Source organism: Streptomyces sp. NPDC088923, assembly GCF_044749745.1.
Taxonomy (GTDB): domain Bacteria; phylum Actinomycetota; class Actinomycetes; order Streptomycetales; family Streptomycetaceae; genus Streptomyces.
This window is the reverse complement of sequence record NZ_JBIVIO010000006.1, coordinates 233,263-250,989: the sequence shown is the minus strand read 5'-3', so window position 1 is coordinate 250,989 and position 17,727 is coordinate 233,263. Positions and strand designations below refer to the sequence as shown.

11 protein-coding genes are annotated in these 17,727 nt (G+C 74.6%); 7 read left to right on the top strand and 4 right to left on the bottom strand.

The window, feature by feature from the left end; all coding sequences use genetic code 11:
• The first annotated feature begins 58 nt into the window (after positions 1 to 58).
• The 5 genes from ACIP4O_RS23250 to ACIP4O_RS23230 all read left to right on the top strand — a co-directional run bounded on the left by ACIP4O_RS23250 (position 59) and on the right by ACIP4O_RS23230 (position 12,430).
• Entirely contained in the window at positions 59 to 6,379 is a 6,321-nt protein-coding gene (locus ACIP4O_RS23250; protein ID WP_401577134.1) for a beta-ketoacyl synthase N-terminal-like domain-containing protein, read from the top strand.
• 91 nt (positions 6,380 to 6,470) lie between these two features.
• A complete protein-coding gene (locus tag ACIP4O_RS23245) occupies positions 6,471 to 8,027 on the top strand; it encodes an MDR family MFS transporter (protein WP_401577132.1) in 1,557 nt (518 codons plus the stop codon).
• A 136-nt stretch (positions 8,028 to 8,163) separates the two neighbouring features.
• A complete protein-coding gene (locus ACIP4O_RS23240; RefSeq protein WP_401577130.1) occupies positions 8,164 to 9,063 on the top strand; it encodes a DUF6039 family protein in 900 nt (299 codons plus the stop codon).
• Positions 9,060 to 11,408: an ACP S-malonyltransferase gene (gene fabD / locus ACIP4O_RS23235; RefSeq protein ID WP_401577128.1), complete on the top strand. Its 2,349-nt coding sequence runs from the start codon at positions 9,060 to 9,062 to the stop codon at positions 11,406 to 11,408. The genes ACIP4O_RS23240 and fabD overlap by 4 nt, the downstream gene beginning before the upstream one ends.
• A gap of 89 nt (positions 11,409 to 11,497) precedes the next feature.
• Positions 11,498 to 12,430: a DUF6039 family protein gene (locus tag ACIP4O_RS23230; protein ID WP_401577127.1), complete on the top strand. Its 933-nt coding sequence runs from the start codon at positions 11,498 to 11,500 to the stop codon at positions 12,428 to 12,430.
• 71 nt (positions 12,431 to 12,501) lie between these two features.
• Here ACIP4O_RS23230 and ACIP4O_RS23225 read toward each other — a convergent pair whose 3' ends face one another.
• Positions 12,502 to 12,867: a VOC family protein gene (locus ACIP4O_RS23225; RefSeq protein ID WP_401577126.1), complete on the bottom strand. Its 366-nt coding sequence runs from the start codon at positions 12,865 to 12,867 to the stop codon at positions 12,502 to 12,504.
• Between the two features lie 122 nt (positions 12,868 to 12,989).
• Positions 12,990 to 13,397, bottom strand: coding sequence for a DUF3224 domain-containing protein (locus ACIP4O_RS23220; RefSeq protein ID WP_401577123.1), 408 nt, complete (start codon positions 13,395 to 13,397; stop codon positions 12,990 to 12,992).
• 162 nt (positions 13,398 to 13,559) lie between these two features.
• On the opposite strand from ACIP4O_RS23220, the gene ACIP4O_RS23215 reads away from it, so the two are divergent.
• Entirely contained in the window at positions 13,560 to 14,273 is a 714-nt protein-coding gene (locus tag ACIP4O_RS23215) for a PIG-L deacetylase family protein (protein ID WP_401577121.1), read from the top strand.
• A 116-nt stretch (positions 14,274 to 14,389) separates the two neighbouring features.
• Here ACIP4O_RS23215 and ACIP4O_RS23210 read toward each other — a convergent pair whose 3' ends face one another.
• The gene (locus tag ACIP4O_RS23210) at positions 14,390 to 15,136 is read right to left on the bottom strand and encodes a class I SAM-dependent methyltransferase (RefSeq protein WP_401577120.1); all 747 of its coding nucleotides are present in this window, start codon (positions 15,134 to 15,136) and stop codon (positions 14,390 to 14,392) included.
• Positions 15,133 to 17,139, bottom strand: a complete 2,007-nt coding sequence (locus ACIP4O_RS23205; RefSeq protein WP_401577118.1) for an alpha/beta fold hydrolase — start codon at positions 17,137 to 17,139, stop codon at positions 15,133 to 15,135. The genes ACIP4O_RS23210 and ACIP4O_RS23205 overlap by 4 nt, the downstream gene beginning before the upstream one ends.
• Before the next feature lie 246 nt (positions 17,140 to 17,385).
• Between ACIP4O_RS23205 and ACIP4O_RS23200 the strand changes: the two genes are divergently transcribed.
• Positions 17,386 to 17,709 carry an acyl carrier protein gene (locus ACIP4O_RS23200; RefSeq protein ID WP_401577116.1) on the top strand — a complete coding sequence of 108 codons (324 nt, stop codon included), beginning with the start codon at positions 17,386 to 17,388 and terminating at the stop codon, positions 17,707 to 17,709.
• The last annotated feature ends 18 nt before the right edge of the window (positions 17,710 to 17,727 follow it).

Below are 17,727 nucleotides of genomic sequence, written 5' to 3'. Positions count from 1 at the left end.
TGCCGCGCCAGGGCCGCTCCGGAGCGAGCCGAGGCCGACACCCGTGGAGTGAGACGGCATGAACCCTGTGGAGCGCACCGACACCGACACCTGGCCCGCCGGCGGCCCGCCCGCCCCGCCGGTGCCCGCGGACACACCGGCCGCCACCGCGGGGCCGGGGCCGGCCGACCCGTGCGTCGTCCTCGTGTCGGCCGGGGACCCCGACCGGCTCGCCCGTGCCGCCCGCGAACTGCGCGACCGGCTAGCGCTGCTGCTGCGCGAGGGCCGGGCGCCCGCCGCCGAGGACGTCGCCTGGACCACCCAGACCGGCAGGGTGCCCATGCCGCACCGGCTGGCCGTCGCCGAGCCGGGTCTCGCCGAGGTCGTCGCCGCGCTCGGCACCTTCCTCGCGGGCAGCCCCGCGCCCGGCGTCCACACCGGGCGGGCGTCCCGTGCCGGGCGGGCCGGGCACGCGCCCGCCTCCGTGCCCGCCACCGCCGCCGAAGCAGCACGGTTGTGGGCCGGGGGCGCCGACCTGCCCTGGGAGACGTACTGGCGCACCCCGCGCGCCCGCGTCGCGCTGCCGGTGTACCCCTTCACGCCCGCCGAAGCGCCCCCGCGGCCGGTGACGCCACCGGCCGCCGACACCGCGCCGGAGGCGACGCCGGACGTGGCGCGGGAGGTGGCCGCGCTGGAGACCGTCCTGCTGGACCGCTACGCCGAGGTCTCGGGGATACCCCGGGACGAACTCGACGCCCACACACCCTTCGTGGAGTACGGACTCACCTCCCTCCAGATCGGCGAGCTCAACCGCCTCCTCGCCGAGGACTGGGGGGTCGGCAGCCGGACCCTGTTCTTCGAGCACGGCGACATGGCGCACGTCGCCGAGGACGCGGTACGCGGCCACGGAGCCGCCCCGCGCCGTACGCCGGACACCGCCCGGGCCGCAGCCCCGGCCCCGTCCCCCGCACCCGTATCAGCCGCCGCCCCGCCGTCCGCTCCCGTACCGCCCGCCGCCCCAGCCCACGCACGCACCGCCGCCCCTGCCTCCGTCCCCGCACCGGCCTCCGCCCCGGTCGAGGAGAGCGACGGGGCGATCGCCGTCATCGGTGTCGCCGGCCGCTACCCGCAGGCCCCGGACCTGGAGGCGTTCTGGGCCAACCTCGAAACCGGCACCGACTGCGTGGGCGCACTGCCCGCCGACCGGCACCGGCCCGGCTGGCCCGTGGACGACATGATCGGAGGCTTCCTCGACGGCGTCGATCGCTTCGACCCGCTCCTGTTCGGCATCACCCCGCGGGACGCCGCCCTCATGGACCCCCACGAACGCCTCTTCCTGGAGACGGCCTGGGCCGCCCTGGAGAACGCCGCCTATCCCCGGCAGCGGCTGCGCGAACGGCACCGGTCCCGCGTCGGCGTCTACGCCGGCGCCATGTACGCCGACTACGCCTTCTTCGGCGTGGAGCGGACCCTGCGCGGACGCCCCGCCTACAGCGGCGGCGCCATCGGCAACAACGCCAACCGGGTCTCGTACGCCCTCGACCTGCACGGACCCAGCCTCGCCGTGGACACCATGTGCTCCTCCTCGCTCGCCGCCCTGCACCTGGCGGTACGCGCCCTGCGCGCCGGGGACTGCGAGATCGCCCTCGCCGGTGCCGTCAACCTCTCCCTGCACCCGAACAAATTCGTCCAGCAGCGACTCATGTCCCTGACATCCAGCTCCCGGCGCTGCCGCAGCTTCGGCAAGGACGGCGACGGCTTCGTGCCGGCCGAGGCGGTGGGCGTGCTGGTGCTGAAGCCGCTGGCGCGGGCCCTGGCCGACGGCGACCGGGTGCGCGCCGTGGTCCGGGGCACCGCCATGGTGCACGCGGGCCGCACCAACGGCTACATCGTGCCCTCCCCGGTGGCGCAGAGCGAGGTGGTCCGGGCCGCCCTCGCCGACGCCGGACTGCGGCCCGCCGACATCGACTACGTGGAGGCGCACGGCGCCGGCACCGCGCTCGGCGACCCCATCGAGATCGACGGGCTCAGCCGTGTCTTCGGCGGCGACGACCGACCGGCGGGCTCGCTGCCCATCGGCTCGGTGAAGTCCACCATCGGGCACGCCGAGGCCGCCGCCGGTATCGCCGCGCTCACCAAGTGCCTGCTCCAGCTCGAACACGGCACGCTGGCCCCGACCCTGCACGTGGACCAGCTCAACCCGAACATCGACTGGGACTCCGTACCCTTCCGTGCCCAGCGCACGGCCGCCCCCTGGCAGCGGCCGACCGGCCCGGACGGCACCCCGCGCCCGCGCCGCGCGGGCATCAGCTCCTTCGGCGCCGGCGGCACCATCGCCCACGTGGTGCTGGAGGAGTTCCCCACCCCCGCGTCCCAGGAGCCGGACACCGTCGCGACGCCCCGGCTGCTCGTGCTCTCCGCCCATGACGAGCAGCGTCTGCGGGAGAGCGCCTCCCGCCTCTCCACCTGGCTGCGCCGCCCGGACCGCGCTCCGCTCACCGACATCGCCTGGACACTCCAGACCGGTCGCGAACCACTGCGCGAACGCCTCGCGCTCCTCGCCACCGACGCGGCGGAAGCCGCCACCCGCCTCGCGGAGTTCGCCTCCGGCCGGGACACCGAGGGCGCCGTACGCGGCCGGGCCCCCCACGGCGGCCGGCCCCAGGGGCGCCTGCTGCCGGACGGCCCCGCCCCGGACCTCGGCGCGCTCGCCGGGCACTGGGCCACCGGCGGGCCCGTGGACTGGGCTCGGCTGTACCCCGGCGCCGTCCCACGCGTCACCACGTTGCCCACGTACCCCTTCGCCGGGATGCGGTGCTGGATTCGCGAGGACGACGACCCCCGCGAACCCACCGCCGCACCGGCCCCCGCTCCCGGCCACGCCGCACCGGCCGCCCCCGCTCCCGGCCACGCCGCACCGGCCGCCGATCGCGAGCACACCGCACCGGCCGCCCGGCAGGGCGGCGAGGACGTCACGCTGCTGCGCCGGGAATGGCTGCCCACCGGTGAGGCGACCGACGCGGGCGGCCCCGCCGAGGGCGTCGTCATCTGTCTGCACGGCACGGCGACCCGGGCCGTCGCCGACGCGCTCGCGCGCACCGCGCTGCCCGGCACCCTCGTCCCTGTCCTCGTCCACGACGGGCATTCCCCGTACGCGCCACGGGAGTTCGGCGACGAGGACCAGGCCGACGCCGTCACGGACGACCTCCTCAAGCGCCACCGCGAGATCGCCGGCTGGATCGACCTCACCGATCTCGACCGACCCGATCCCGCCGACCCCGGCCCCTGGACCGCCCGCCTGAAGCTGGTCCGCAGGCTCATCGGCGCCCGGCCCGGCGCCCGGCTGCGCGGTCTCCAGGCCGTACGCGGCCTCCAGGACCTCGACGGACCGCCCCCCAGCCCCTCCGGCGCCCGGATGGCGGGCTTCCTGCGTTGCCTCGGCGCCGAGTACCAGCGGCTGGACACCACCGTCCTCGACACCGACCTGCCGACCGCCGACCCGGAACGGCTGGCCGCCTCGCTCTGGGGCGAGTGGCGAGGCCCGGGCACGCGCGCCGAGATCTGCCACCGGCACGGACTGCGCTACGAACCCGTCCTGCGACCCACCCTCGCCCGGCACACCCCGCTCGCCGCGGACCCCGCCCGCGCCTACGTCGTCACCGGCGGCACCCGGGGCATCGGCGCCCGGATCGCCGCACACCTCGTCGAGCGCGGGGCGCGCGCGCTCGCGGTGCTCGGCGGCCGGCCGCTGCCACCGCGTGAGCGGTGGGACGTCCCCGGCGCGCTCGGCGCCGACGAGGCGGAGGCCGTCGCCGGGGTGCGCCGGCTCGAACTGCTCGGCGCCCGCGTCCTGGTCCACACGGGCCCGCTCACCGACAGGGCCGCCCTCGGGACCTTCCTGGAACGGGTGCGCTCCGAACTCGGGCCGCTCGGCGGCGTCGTGCACTGCGCCGGTGGTCTCGGCGGCGGACGGCCCGCCTTCGTCGGCAAGGACACCGCCACCGTCCGCGCCACCTTCGCACCGAAGGCGGACGGGCTGGAGACGCTCGCCTCCCTGTGCGAGGGCGACCGCCCCGACTTCTTCGTGGCGTTCTCCTCGGCCTGCGCCCTCGTCCCGCGCCTCGCCGCGGGGGTCACCGACTACGCGGCGGCCAACGCGGCGAGCGACCTGCTCCTCGGCCACCGGGTCCGCACTGGCGGCGCCCACTTCCGTTCCGTCGCCTGGCCGATGTGGACCGAGAGCGGCGCGGCACGCGGGAAGGAGAACGTCTGCGCCCCGGCCGGCCTGGACACCGTGGACGACGCGACGGGGCTGCGGGTCCTGGAGCAGGTGATCGCCATGCCCTGGGGCGGCACGGTGCTGCCCGCACTCGCCCTGGACGCCTCCTTCGACGCGGAATCCCTGCTGGACACCCAGGCGGGCGCGACGGCCGCCACGCCCCCCGAGCCGGGGCCGGTGCCGGGGACGGTGCCTGAGCCGGAGCAGGTGCCTGAGCCGACGCCCGGGCCGGGGCCGGTGCCCATCGAGGGCGGCGATCCCGGCTGGCTGGTCCGGCTGGTGTGCGCGGTGCTCGGTACCCCGGAGACGGACCTCGACACCACGGCCGACTTCACCGACCTCGGCGTGGAGTCCGTCATGCTGGGCGAACTGCTGGAGCACGTCGAGGAGGCGGTGGGCAAGCACCTGCCGCCCTCCCTGCTGCTGGAGCACCCCTCGGTGCGGCAACTCCACGACCACCTGACATCCCTCGGCCTCGCCCCGCACCCCGAACCGGCGGCACCCGCGGCGGCCGAGCCGGCATCCCGGCCCCCCGCCCCGGCCCCCGCGACCCCGGCGGCACCCCGGCCCCCCGCCCCCGCCGCCGTGCCCTCCGCCGTCCCGGCCGCCCCGGCCGCGAGCCCGCGCCCCGCCGCCCCCCGTACCGAGGGCAAGGTCGCCGTCATCGGCATGGCCGGACGCTTCCCCGGCGCCCCGGACGTCGCCACCTTCTGGGACAACCTCCTCGAAGGCCGCTGCGCCGTCACCGAGGTGCCGGCCGAACGCTGGGACACGGCGACCCACTACCGCCCCGGGCACGAACTGGGCCGTACCAACGGCAAATGGGGCGGATTCCTGGAGCGCATCGACCACTTCGACCCCGGGCCCTTCCAGCTCACCGACGACGAGGCCACGGTGCTGGACCCCGGGATCAGGCTCTTTCTGGAGGCCACCGGGGACTGCCTGGCCGACGCGGGCTACCGAGGCGAGGAACTGCGCGGCCGGGACGTGGGCGTCTTCGTCGGCGGCCGGATCTCCTCCTATCCGCTGCGCGCGCCGCTGCGCCCCGACGTGCTCCAGTCCGACCAGAACTTCCTGGCCGCCCAGGTGGCCCACCGCTTCGACTTCCGCGGCCCCAACCTCGTGGTGGACAGCGCCTGTTCGTCCTCCCTGGTGTCCGTGCAACTGGCGTGCCGCAGCGTGCTGGCGGGAGAGGCGGAACTCGCCCTGGCCGGCGGGGTGGAGATCCTGCTGGACGAACGCCCCTACCTGGAGTTCGGCGCCGCCCGGGTGCTGTCGCCCACCGGCCGCTGCCGCCCGTTCGACGAGCGGGCGGACGGCATCGTGCCGGGCGAGGGCTGCGGGGCCGTCCTGCTGAAGCCGCTGGCCGCCGCTCTGCGCGACGGTGACCGCGTGCACGCCGTGATCGAGGCCGTCGCCGTCAACAACGACGGCCACACCATGGGCGCGACCACCCCGAATCCGGCCGCCCAGACCGATGTCGTCCGCAAGGCCCTGGCCGCCGCCGGACGCCGGGCCGGGGAGATCGGTCTGGTGGAGGCGCACGGCACGGCCACCAAGATCGGCGACCCGATGGAACTCAAGGCACTCACCGACGCCTTCGCGGGTGCCGAGGAGCCCTACGGCCGCTGCGCCATCGGCAGCCTGAAGGCCAATGTCGGCCACCTGCTGTGCGCGGCCGGAGTCGCGGGTCTGATCAAGGTCGCCCTCAGCCTGGAGCACGCGGTGGTGCCGCCCACCCTCGGCTGCGAGACGCCCAACCCGCGTTTCGACTTCGCTCATTCGCCGTTCCGGCCCGTGACGGCGGCCGAGCCGTGGGCGGAGCCGCCCGGCCGCCGGGTGGCCGGAATCAGCTCCTTCGGGCTCGGCGGCACCAACGCCCACCTCATCGCCTCCGCCCTCGACCCGGCCGAACGACCGGCGGGCGTCCCGGTGCGCGAGCCCCTGCCCGCGCCCGTCCGCACCCCACGAAGGCTGTGGCTGGAGCGGCGGACCGACGGGGGCGCCGCCGCCCCCCGACCGGCCGCCGTACCGCGGACGGACCCCGCGCCGCGGCCCGGCCCCCTCCCGTCGCCCCCACGGGCCGCCATCCTCGATCTGCACTTCGTCACGCCCCGGTGACGGAAAGGTTTTCCGTATCCGGCCCGACGGCACGGGAGCCCGTGGCACCATGACCGCCGCCCGCCGACCCCCACGAAAGGAAGCACCCTTCATGGACAACTCCGCAGAGGCGGCCCCCGGGCCCGCGGACGCGGCGCCGGTCCTGCCCACTCCCCGTCAGGCCGCGCTGGCCATCGCCGGTGTGATGGCGGGAATGCTGCTCTCGGCTCTGGACCAGACCGTCGTCAGCGTCGCCCTGCCCAGCATCGTCAGCGAGCTGGGCGGTCTCGAACGCCTGCCCTGGGTGGTCACCGTCTACCTCGTCACCTCCATGGCGGTCACCCCGCTGTGGGGCAAGGTGTCCGACCTCTACGGGCGCCGGACCGTGGTGCAGTGCGCGATCGGCGTCTTCGTCGTCGGCTCCGTGCTGTGCGGCGTCGCGCAGAGCATCTGGCAGCTCATCGTCTTCCGCGGTATCCAGGGCCTCGGCGCGGGCGGGCTCTTCGTGCTCGCCCTCGCGGTCATCGCCGACGTGGTCCCGCCGGAGCGCCGGGGCCGCTACCAGGGCATGTTCGGGGCCGTGTTCGGCCTGGCGAGCGTCGTCGGCCCGCTCGTCGGCGGCTGGTTCACCGACGGCCCGGGCTGGCGCTGGATCTTCCTGATCAACGTGCCCGTCGGCGTACTGGCCCTGATCGCGACCGCCGTGGGCCTGCGCGTCCGCGGCCCCCAGCGACGGCACATCGTGGACTTCACCGGCGCCGCACTCGTCGCCGGCGCGGTCGTGTGCGCCCTGCTGTACCTCAACTGGGCCGGGGACGCCTACGGCTGGGCCGCCCCCGGCTCGCTGGCGCTGGCCCTGGGCGCCGTCGTGCTCGCCGCCCTCTTCGTGTGGGCGGAGAACCGGGCGGCCGAACCCATCATCCCCATGCGCCTGTTCCGCAACCCCGTCTTCGGCATCGGCGCCCTGTTCGGGCTGCTCGCCGGTGCCGCCATGTTCTCGGGCATCGTCTTCCTGCCGCTGTACTTCCAGACCGTCATGGGCATGTCCTCCACCCGCTCCGGGCTCGCCATGCTGCCCGCGATGGTCGGCCTGTCCCTCACCTCCGTCGTCTCCGGCCAGCTGATCAGCAAGAACGGCCGGTACAAGGTGTTCCCGGTCTCCGGTTCGGCGCTGCTGGTCGTCACCATGCTGCTCCTGTCCCGGCTCGACGCCGACACGCCCTACTGGCGGATCGGGGTGTACGCCTTCCTGTTCGGCGCGGGTGTCGGACTGGTGATGCAGCCGATCATCACGGCCGTGCAGAACTCCGTACCGCCGCAGGACATCGGCGCCGCCACCAGCGCCGCGAACTTCTTCCAGCGCATGGGGTCCGCGGTCGGGGTCGCCGTCCTCGGCACCGTCCTCACGAGCCGGGTCGCCGACCGGCTGGCCGACGTGGGCCAGGAGACGGCACGCGCCGCCGACCAGGGGGTCTCCGCCCTGCACCGGCTGCCCGAACCGGCGCGCGGCAACGCCCTGGACGGCTACGCGCACGCCATGGGCGACATGTTCCTCGTCTGCGTCCTGCTCGTCGGCATCGCCCTCGTGGTGTCCCTCTTCCTCAAGGAGATGCCCCGCGCGAGCGACCCGGCCGCGGAGAAGCCGGCGGAGGCGTCCCCGGCGGGCTGACCGGGGCCCCGGGGGACCGCCCCCGCCTGCTCAAAGTTGTGCAGCCTCCCCGGTGGCGCCCCCCTAGCGTGGCTCGTGCCGGGCTCCCGGCCCGGCACGAGCCACGTACTCTGCGCACCGGAAGGACGGCCATCCCATGGATCAGCGGACAGCTCGGAGCGCGGCCGGACCCAGGCCCGCGTCGGCCCAGAGCCCCGTGCCCGCCGACAAGCTGCTGCACTCCGGCAACTCGGGTTTCACCATCGCCCGGAGCGCCCAGCTGAAGTACGAGCACCGCGCCGAGGGCCGCAAGCTCTTCGCGGACGTCATCGCCTACATGAACCAGTCCGACCTCAACGGTGCCTCCTTCTACTTCTACGAGGAGGCGTTCGGCAAGCAGGACCGGGTCCACTGGCTGATCCACTGGAAGACCCCGAACGACTACGCCATCAGCCTGCACATGGTCGATCACGACGAGAAGATGATCGACATGCTGGAGAGCGACCGCGTCCCCGAGGACGCCAGCGCGGGTGTGTGGGGCCGCGCCGTGGTCGAGGGCTCCGTACGCGAACGCATCCTCGTCCCGCAGCACGGACTCGTGCACGAGGAGGACGACCACGACAGCGGCGAACTCTGGGTCGATCCGGCCAGGTTGCAGACCAGCCAGTCCGCCGACGAACTGCTGCACTCCGCGAACGCGCCGCTCACCGTGCACCGCACGGGCCAGGCCTCGCACGAGTTCCGCAAGGAGGCCCGGCTGTACGCGTTCGCCTGGCAGAACGAGGTCAACCGCAAGCTGGCCGGCCGCGCCACCTCCTACCTCTACGAGGAGACCTTCGGCGTGATGGACCGGCTGCACTGGCTCGTCCACTTCAAGGACTTCGACGCCTACCAGGAACTCCTCGAACTGGAGCGCGAGGACGCCGACTTCCTGGCCCTGGGCACGCGCCAGTTCATCGCCGGGAACAAGGGCGGCGGCACCTGGGGAAGGTCCTACGTGCCCGGCACCATCGAGGACACCGTACTGCTGCCGTACCAGCTCCGCCCGGGCGCGTGAAGGCCTGGCTCTTCGCCGGTCAGGGGTCCCAGCGCGCCGGGATGGGGGAGGCGCTCTTCGATCGCTTCCCCGAGTACGAGGCGGTCGCCGACCGTGTCCTCGGCGAGTCCGTGCGCGCGCTGTGCCTGGACGACCCCGACGGCCGGCTGCACCGCACCCGGTGGACCCAGCCCGCGCTCTACGTCGTCAACGCGCTCGCCTGCGCGCAGGCGTTGGCGGAGGGCCGGGCCCCGGACGTGCTGGCGGGACACAGCCTCGGCGAGTACAACGCGCTGCTCGCCGCGGGCTGTTTCGGCTTCGAGACCGGCCTGCGGATCGTGCGGCGGCGCGGCGAGCTGATGGGCGAGGCGGACGGTGGCGCCATGCTGGCCGTCCTCGGCCTCGCCCCCGACGCCGTCCGCGCCCTGCTCGACCGCGCCGGGGCCACCGACGTGGACCTGGCCAACCTCAACACCGCCACTCAAGTGGTGGTGTCGGGGCCGGCCGGGTCCATGAACGCGGTCCGCGCCGCCGTGCGGGCGACGCCGGGCGCCCGCTGCGTCCCGCTGGCGACCAGCGGCGCCTTCCACTCCCGGCACATGCGCCCGGCCCAGGAACGCTTCGCGGCGTTCCTGGACACCATCGAATTCCGGCCACCTCGCATTCCGGTGATCGCGAACGTGACCGGCCGCCCCTATCCGGCGGACGGTGCGGCGGAACTGCTGGCCCGGCAGATCTCGGCCCCGGTGCGCTGGCACGAGACCTTGCGGGAGCTGGTCCGGCGCGGGGTGGACGAGGTCCGCGAGTTCGGTCCGCGCCCCATGCTGCTGCCGATGTGGCAGTCGGTCCTGGCCGCGCCGGACACCGAGCGCGAGCCGGGCGCCGTTCCGGGGAGGGAGCGGGAGCCGGACGCCCTGGCGCGGGGCGAGCGGGGGCCGCGGCCGGGGAGCGCGCCGGTGCGGGTGGCGCGGGACACCCCTGCCGCGCCCGAGCCGGAACTCGTACGGGACCCGGCCGCCGCCCGGCTCGGCAGCGCGGAGTTCCGGCAGGACCACGGCGTGCGCTACGCGTACCTGGCGGGCAGCATGTTCCGGGGCGTGTCCTCGGTGGAACTCGTCGCCCGGCTCGGACGGGCGGGCCTGCGCGGCTACTTCGGCGCCGGCGGACTGGATCTCGGGACCGTCGAACAGGCGCTCACCGCACTCGCCCGCACCCCCGGTCTCGACGGCCGCTACGGCGTCAACCTGCTGCACGACCTCACGCGTCCCGGCGCCGAGGACGCCCTGACCGCCCTGCTGCTGCGGCACGACGTACGGCACGTGGAGGCCGCGGCCTTCACCACCGTGACCCCGGCGCTCGTCCGCTTCCGCTTCACCGGCGCCCACCGGGCCGCGGACGGCACCCCCGTCGCCGTGCGCACCCTGATCGCCAAGTGCTCGCGTCCCGAGGTGGCCGCCCACTTCATGGCACCGCCCGCCGAGGACCTGCTGCGGCGCCTGCTCGCCGAGGGCGCGCTGACCCCGGCGGAGGCCGAGGCGGCACGCGGGCTGCCGGTGGCGCAGGACATCTGTGTCGAGGGCGACTCGGCCGGTCACACCGACGGCGGCGTGAGCCTCGCCCTGGTGCCGACGGCGGCCGCGCTCGCCGAGGAGATGACGGCACGGCACGACTACCCCCGCCGCCTGCGGGTCGGGGCCTGCGGGGGGCTCGGAACCCCCGAGGCGGTCGCGGCGGCCTTCGTGCTCGGCGCCGACTTCGTCGTCACCGGCTCCGTCAACCAGTGTTCACCGCAGGCGGGCACCTCGGACGCGGTGAAGGACCTGCTCGCCGCCCTGGACGTGCAGGACACCGCGTACGCGCCCGCCGGAGACCTGTTCGAACTCGGCTCGCGCGTCCAAGTGGTTCGCAAGGGGACGTTGTTCGCGGCCCGCGCCAACAAGCTGTACCAGCTCTACCGGAGCCACACCGGTCTCGACGACCTGGACGAGGCCACCCTGGCGTGGCTGGAGCACGACTGCCTCCGTGCCCCGCTCGCGCAGGCATGGAGCCGGACGTGCGCCCACTACCGGGACACCGGCCGACCCCACGAGATCGAGCGGGCCGAGCGCGAGCCCCGGCACCGCATGGCGCTGCTGTTCAAGTCGTACTTCGCCCGCACCCACCGGGCCGCGCAGGACGGCGATCCCGCGGAAAGGGCCAACTACCAGGTGCACTGCGGGCCCGCGGCGGGCGCCTTCAACCGCTGCGTGGCGGGCACCGCGCTGGAGCCCTGGCGGGAGCGGCACGTCGAGCGCATCGCCGAGCTGCTGATGACCGGCGCGGCCCGGATCCTCGCCGAGCGCCTGGCCGCCTACACCCGCCCCTGACACCCCCTCACCCCAGCTGTCCCCGCCCCCTCGTCCCAGCTCCGATCCCGCCCACCACCCCACCCCCAGCACACCAGAGGAGAGCCCATATGACCGCGAACAGCGGCACGCCCGGTGTTCCGCTCGCCCGGCACCAGACCACGCAGAGCGAGGACCGTCTCCTGCACTCGGCGAACGCCGGCGTCGTCGTGGAGCGTTTCGCGCAGATCGCCGCCGGTCAGGGCGACAGCGCGCGCCGTCTGGCCCGCGAGGCCGCGGAGTTCGTCAACACCAAGCACCCCGGCCTCGCGACCGTGTTCGTCTACGAGGAGACCTTCGGTGTCAAGGACCGTCTGCACTGGCTGATCCACTTCCGGTCCCTGGAGGACTACGAGCGGCTGCTGCACATGGGCGGCGCGCCCGACTTCCGGGACGGGGTGCTCGGCGGGTACGTCTCCCATCATCAGGCCGAGGCGTGGCAGGCCGCGTTCGTGCCCGGCAGCGTGCGGGAGACCATGATGCTCCCGCACCGCTGGGGGATGTTCGGCACCGCCACCCAGACGATGGCCCAGGACCCCTCGATGAGCCCGCTCGCCGCCGACCGGGACGAGCCCTGGTTCGAGGTGCGGCCCGCGCACGACCAGACGTCCGTCCCCGCCGAGCAGCTCCTCAACACGGCCACCGCCGGCGCGATCATGCACCGGGTGGTCGACTTCAGCTACAAGTACCGCGCCGAGGCACGCCTGTTCGCCCGTACCGTCGCGGAGAACACCAACCTCAACGCGGGCGGGGACGCCACCGCGCTGGTCTTCGAGGAACTCTTCGGGACGATGGAACGGATGCACTTCCTCATCCACATGCGCACGCTCGGCACGATGTACAAGCTGATGGGCATCGACGCGCGCACGGACCCCACGGCGCCGCGTGCCACGTACATGCGGGACTGGGTCTCCCAGGAGCAGGGGGGCGGTCGCTGGGACAGCCTCATGCTGGAAGGCAGCGGGCACGACAGCTGCCTCACGCCGCAGTACTGGGGCGACTGAGACACGCGAGGAGGCCGCGGCACCCGGGTGGGTGCCGCGGCCTCCTCGTGTCGTGTCCGGCGAAGCCGGTGTCAGGGCATCTTCGTCACGCAGAACGGGTGGCCGGCCGGGTCGATCAGGACGACCCACTTCCCGGCGCCCGGCTGGTGCTCCGGCTTGGTCGCCCCGATGGCGGTCAGCCGCTCCACCGCCTCGTCCACGTCGCTGACGCTGAAGTCGAGGTGCATCTGCTTGTCGTCACCGGGCCAGGCGGGCTGCTTCAGGTCGGCGACCCGCTGGAAACCGATACGGCTCGATCCGTCCGGCGTGCCGATGTAGGCGAAGTCCTCGCTCGCGTAGAGCGACTGCCAGCCGGTGACGGCGGTGTAGAACTCGGCCAGGGCCTTCGGGTCCGGTGCGTCGAGGGTGATCGCTGCCAGTTGCCCAATGGGGGACATGAATTTCCTTCCTCGGGACGTCGGCCGCCCCGGAGGTCGTCTCGGTGCGCAACTCCCGCGTGTGCTTGCGGCGGTTGCGAGCCTAGGCGCTGAGCGGCCCGGGCACACGCGGATCGCCGGGACTACTCGAAGGAGTGGTCCAGCGTGAGAGTCGCGTTGCCGTCGGGGCCCGGATTGTCGCAGAAGTACGCCCCGGTTCCGCGCAGACCGGCCAGCCCGCCGGTGCCGGAGCCCTCCAGCACCTCCAGGGTGGCCTTGGCCGCGCCGCCGCCGGTCGTACCGGTGAGCTGGAGGACGAAGCTGCCGCTGCGGTCGCCGATCCGGCCCGTCACCCGTTCCAGCGCCGTGAACACACTCGCCCCGTCCGGCGACAGGGCGATGAGGACCTGCTGGACCCCCTCGCCCTCGATCTGCCCCCGGTAGTGGTTGGACACCTCCCCGCGCAGCAGCAGCGGGGCGCCCTCCGTCTGCTCGTAGGGCACCGGCTGCCAGGGGTCCCACGTCATGGTGCTCGTCGACTGCGTCTGCATGTGCTGTCCTCTCGTGCGGTACCCGGCGAACCGGTGGCCGGACTGACGGGATCAGCCGGATCATCCGGCTTCGGCGACCAAGGCGCTGCTCACTCTTGAGCGAAACAGGGAAAAGGGTTTCCGGGGTACCGGGTGAAGAAAGTCCGCTGTTATCTTCGGGCCATGAGTGATGAATTCCAGGAAATGCCCGAGGACTGGTCCCGCGCCCTCGCCGTGGTGGCGCACCCCGACGACATGGAATTCGGCGCCGCGGGCGCGGTGGCACGCTGGACCACGGCCGGGAAGTCGGTCGCCTACCTGGTGGCCAGCCGGGGCGAGGCGGGCATCGACTCGATGGCACCGGAGAAGGCCGCCGAGGTCCGCGAGGCGGAGCAGCGGGCCAGCGCGGCCGTCGTGGGAGCGACCGGGGTGGAGTTTCTCGAACACCCGGACGGCCGTATCGAGTACTCCGCCCGGCTGCGCCGCGAGTTCGCCGCCGCCATCCGCCGCCACCGCCCCGAGCTCGTCCTCGGCTTCTGCCACCACGACCAGACCTCGACGGGACGCTGGAACTCACCGGACCACCGCAACACCGGCCGGGCCCTCCTCGACGCGATCGGCGACGCCGCCAACCGCTGGGTCTTCCCCGAGGAGGGCGCCCCCTGGCAGGGCGTCCGGTACGTGGCGATGTCCAATTCGCCCCGGCCGACCCACGCCGTGGACATCAGCGACTGCGTCGACCTCGCGGTGGCCTCGCTGGAGGCCCACACCAGCTATCTCGCGGCCATGCGGCCACCCGTCACCGATGTGCGCGGCCCGCTCCTCGGCCTGGCCCAGGCGATGGGGGCACGCTTCGGCGGCCGTCCGGCGATCGCCTTCGAACTCATCCCGCGCTGAGAGCCGTCGGGGCGGGACACGGGGTCGGATCGGGACGCGGGGGCCGGACGCGGGCGGGGCGTCGGGGCCAGGGCCCGCCCCCACGTCCCGGCACTCCCGCGGGGAAGCCCGGCGGCTCAGGCCCTGACGTAGACGCTCCGGTGCACGCGCCACCGCTGGACCCGGGGGCGGTCGGGGTCGGGCAGCTCGCGCAGGGCGGCCAGCGCCGGCTCGACCACGCGCGCCCAGACCTCGTCGTCGACGTCCCACAGGTAGGGCGGCAGCCGGCGCTCCAGGCTCTCCAGGAGCTGCCGGGGGGTCGTGGCCCGCTCGTAGTCCGGTGCGAACTCGTGCCGCAGCCGCTCCAGCCCCGCGTCCCGCGCCGCCGCGTCCAGGCCCTCCGGGGTGTCGGGGCGCCGAGGTTGCAGCACGGCGAGCCGGTCCAGTACCGCGACCAGTTCGTCCGGGTCGGCGCCGGGGTCCCCGTGCACCGCGAGCAGCCGGCCCCCCGGACGCAGCACCCGGGCCGCCTCGCGCAGCGCCAGCGGCATGTCCCCGACCAGATGCAGGACGTGTGTGAACACCAGGTTCGCGAAGCTCCCGTCGGCGAACGGCAGGGCCCGCGCGTCCCCGGCGCAGACCCGGCCCGGCAGCCGCTGGGCGGCCCGCGCCAGCATCGGCCGCGACACGTCGACACCGTGCACCTCGTGGCCCAGCTCCGCGAGCCCCGCGGCCACGATGCCCGTGCCGACGCCCACCTCCAGCACCGGGCCCGCCGTCAGGTCCCCCGCAAGCCGTGCCGCGGACTGCCTGCCGCGCTCCATTCCGCCCCGCATCCGGTCGTAGTCGTCCGCGACCCGGTCGAAGGCCTTCGCCTCGGTCACCGCGCTGCTCCTTCGCTGTCGATGTGCCAAGTGATCTCCGCGTCCCGCACCAGGCCGGCGACCTCGTGCGGGGCGCGGACGAACTCCGTGATCAGCTCCGCCACCAGGGCGGGGCGGTCGTGCGGCGCGTAGTGACCGGCCACGGCCAGCTCCGCGTACCGCGCCCGCGGGAAGCACCGGGCGGCCTCGCGGGCGCGGGCGGGGGAGGAGATGCCGTCGAACTCCGAGGAGACGAAGAGCGTCGGTACCCTCACGCGCGGCGCCTGCGCCGCCGAGTCCAGCCGCCAGAGGTCCACGAGCTGCCGGGCGTACCGCACCAGCACCTCGGCGTCCCGGAAGGGCCGCCGCACCTCCTCGGCGAGCGCCGGGCTCAGCACGCCGAGCACCCCCGCGTCCCGGTCGCCGCGGCTGCCGCCCTTCCCGCCCACCGCGCCCGGGGCCAGCAGGTCGAGCATCCGGGCGGCCTTCTCCGGTCCGCGGTCCAGCGCGCGACACACCGCCGCGAGGTCGGACTCGTACTTGGTGTCCATGCCGTCCCACCGGTCGTTCTGCCGGAACGTGGCGTTCAGGAACACGAGGGAGGCGACGGCCTCGGGGCGGCGCTGCTGGAAGGCCGTGGCGATCTTGGCGCCGGTGCACCAGCCGAGCAGATGGGCGCGTTCCCAGCCGACCGCCTCCAATACCGCCTCGATGTCGTCGAGCTGCCGGGGGACTCCCCAGTCCGGGTCCGCCCGCTCGGTCCCGCGCACCTGCCAGGTGGCGAGGCGGTGGTACGGCGTCAGGTGCGCGCACAGCCGGTTCAGGAAGCCGGGGCCCTGCCCGAGCGCGTTGAGCACCAGCAGAGGCGTCCCCTCCCCGTTCCCGCCGTCGAACAGCACGAGGGGCCGCCCGGCCACGTCCACGACCCGCCTGCGCAGCTTTGGCTCCCGTACCCCGCTCCGCGAGGACTGGCAGGCCCGGACCGCGCCGAACAGGTCCCACTGGGCGGCGGGGGAGAGCGGGGGCGCGGCCGGCGCTCCGGCGCCGGGGGCCGTGCCCGGGGCGGGGCGGGCGCCCGCGTGCTCTCCCGGCCCGGTCCGGTTGCCGAGCGGCACCGCGTGGCGGCGTACGTCGCTCAGGCGCAGGTCCAGGAGGCGGTCCTCGGCGCCGGGGGACTCGCCCTCGGGAAGGGGGCGCACGTCGATCCCATGCACCGCGCCGCCCCGGGCGAGGACATCGGTCAGCGGGACGGGGGCGGGCCGGGGCACCGTCGCGAAGCCGTCCGGGAGTTCGCCCGGCGCGCCCGCCCGCCAGAGTTCCCCGGCCGCCCGCTCGGCGTCCAGCAGGCTCAGGCCGAGCCCGGCCGCGTCCGCCACGCGCAGCGGGTGCCGCTCGAACCAGCCGGGCGCCCGGTCCTCGATCTCGGCACGCACCGAGTGCAGTGCCCCCAGCAGCCGGTGCGCGCCCGGCGGGCACTCGCCGAGCGCCGGGGCCCACGCGTCGACCACCGGCGGCGTGCGCAGCACCCGCCAGGACACCCCGGCATCCAGGCACGCCTCCACGGCCAGCCGCTCCAGGGCTCGGTGCGCCCGGTCCTCGTCCGGTGCCGTGTCCGGGCCCACGTGCACATAGCCCCGGGCCCCGAGACCCGGCAGCGCGCCGAGCAGCGCGCCCGTCAGCACCGTGTCCGCCCGCGCGCCCCGGGCAGGCGAGCGGTCCCAGCCCGGGACCACGCACCACACCTGCTCCGCGGCCCACGCCGTCAGCTCGGCGGCGACGGCGTGCGGCTCGGCGCACACCACGGAGAGCCGCTCCGCGCCGAAGGCTTCCGCCGCCTCGTCACCGCCCGCGCACCCCGCCACGAACCGGGCCAGCTCCCGCCGGTCCGGCGCCGGCTGCCCCGGGCGGGAGAGGGCGGCCGACACCAGCACCACCTCGGTGCCGGGGGCGGCCGCGAGGCAGCGGGCGGCGAGCCGGCCCGCGAGGAGTGGCGATGTACCGGCGATCAGTACCCGCTGCCGCATACGTCACGTCCTCCCGCGTCGGCGGCCGCCGCCGAGCGCCTGATTCCCGGCCCTGGAAAACAAATAAAGACCCCGGATGGTCCGCTCTTTACGGTGCTGAATTCTGCTCAATAGTGCGCAGCGTGAAAAAGTGCCCGGGCGCCCTTGCGGCGCCGGAAATACCGTCGTTAGCATCCCCGCGCCGGAATTCTCTCGACCGGGCTCCGCACGTTTCATCCCGCGACGTTCTCAGGAACCGTCCGGAGCGTGCGCACCGACGCCTTTCACCCGGCACACCGGCACCACCCCGGCGACGACGAGGAGGACGAGGGCACCGTGGCGACGAACTGGGACGAGACCTACGAGAAGCTGGTCAGGGCCGCACTCACCGACTACCCCCCGACCGCCCCACTGCGTCCCGACCTCCCCCTGCCCGCGCACGGCCTGGACTCCCTCGGCATGGTCGGCCTCTCGGCCCGCCTTGAGGACGCCTACGACATCGAGTTCCCGGACGGAGCCCTCGTCCCCGCCAGCTTCGCCACCCCCGCCGAACTGTGGCGCGTCGTCAGCGGCTGTCTGGACGACCGGTGACGGCCGCCGGGCCCGGCG